The organism is Pseudoalteromonas sp. BZK2, from assembly GCF_014349195.1.
Lineage (GTDB): Bacteria > Pseudomonadota > Gammaproteobacteria > Enterobacterales > Alteromonadaceae > Pseudoalteromonas > Pseudoalteromonas simplex.
This window is the reverse complement of the sequence record NZ_JACSOG010000081.1, coordinates 1-1,580: the sequence shown is the minus strand read 5'-3', so window position 1 is coordinate 1,580 and position 1,580 is coordinate 1. Positions and strand designations below refer to the sequence as shown.

The 1,580-nt window shown below is 43.1% G+C and carries 1 protein-coding gene; it reads right to left on the bottom strand.

The features are described from left to right. Positions 1 to 315: 315 nt before the first annotated feature. Complete coding sequence (locus BIZ38_RS21630) at positions 316 to 1,470, bottom strand: IS110 family transposase (RefSeq protein WP_138519617.1); 1,155 nt, start codon at positions 1,468 to 1,470, stop codon at positions 316 to 318. Positions 1,471 to 1,580: the final 110 nt, after the last annotated feature.

Sequence of the window (1,580 nt, the reverse complement as noted above, 5' to 3'; positions counted from 1 at the left end):
GGCGTTGGTATGACTCCCACAGTCAAGTTAAACGCACTGATCCTTGCCTAACTTTTTAAGCCATAATTTCTTCAGCTCGAATTAGAGCGAGTTAATACATAGGATGAAGCAAGTAATGTCGTCGGTTTTCATGCTGATATTCGTTGGTTATTACTATTTCTAGTAACAGAGCAGACCTTACTTAGTTCGTCGTGGCACCTGTCTTCAGTCTATGTTCGTGGTTCAATGCTGCGTTAGCTGCATTGCCATCCTAACGCCCTCGGTGGTTGTGCCACACCCGATGCTTGACCCAATGCATTAACTCTAATTCGTTCATCATGCAGGTACTCTTGCTAATCTTAGTTTTGGATCAACAGGTGTCAGTACCACTTCTTTTGCTATAGCCCAGATATACGCGATCATTTCTCGCGCAATTGCTGTGACTACAAGGTTATAATGCTTTCCCTTACTGATTAACTTTTTGTAGCGCTTGCAGAGCCTAAGTTGTGCTTTCCATGCGATATCAATAATCTGCTTTGGCAACCCTTCTTGTCGTTTTTGCATATCTGTGGAGATATTAGCGGCATACCTGTATGTGTGCGCACCTTCAATAAGGAGGCGTCTAGCCCTACCATTGCCACATTTTGTTATCGCACCGATATGACGTTTTCCGCCGCTTGAGTGTTCACTAGGTACAAGACCAAGGTAACTCATTAGTTTACGAGGGTGGTCGAAGCGCGATAAATCGCCTAGCTCAGCAATAACACCTGCTGCAACTAATAGACGAACGCCGCGCATCGCTTGTATTGCTTTTACGACAGGGTAATAACGCCATTGATGAACATGGTGTGTTAATTCATTATCAAGACGCTCTAAACGTGCCATTCTTTCAGATATTGTTTGTATAAATTCTTGTAAAACAAGTTGCTGTGCTGGGTGAGATAATACAAGCTCTGTAAGCCAACGAAGGTGTTTGAGCGACCAGTTAGCAGTGCCAGCATAATTTATATTATTACGCAGTAATAGCGCTTTAAGTTGATATTTGGCGTCTTTTAAATCTTTCATGGCAACTTCACGGGCGCGAGATAAATCGCGAACAGCTTCATCTTCCGGCTCTGGCACATAAATAGGTGTAAGGTCTTCTGTTTTAAGTAGCTTTGCGAGCTTCATGGCATCACGTTTATCGGTTTTAACACGTTCACCTGGTTTTTTAGGAATGAGAGAAGGGGCAACCACATAGCAGCAATGACCAAGGCTAGTGATTAACCGATAAATCCAGTAACCGCAGGGGCCAGCCTCATAGACAAAGTGGAGCGTTGCATCAGGGTATTTAGATTCAAAGTGACGAACTAGTTTTTTAACGGCTATTTTAGATGATGGCGCTCTACCAAAGTGCACAGGTTGTGCGCCTCGATGGTCTTCAATATAGGCGACTTCATTGAATTCTTTATGTGTATCAAGTCCGATAAAAAGTATGCTATGTTTGTTCATGCTAGCCTCTGCTGTTTAGTTATTTGACAAACTAATTATGGCTCTGGCTTTGTATTAAGCTAACCCACGAAAAGCGGAGGCTAGCACCGTGTGGGAGTCATTATGTCTAT

Excerpts from the sequence above, each read along its gene's own strand:
- BIZ38_RS21630 (WP_138519617.1), bottom strand. The coding sequence starts at position 1,470 with ATGAACAAACATAGCATACTTTTTATCGGACTTGATACACATAAAGAA.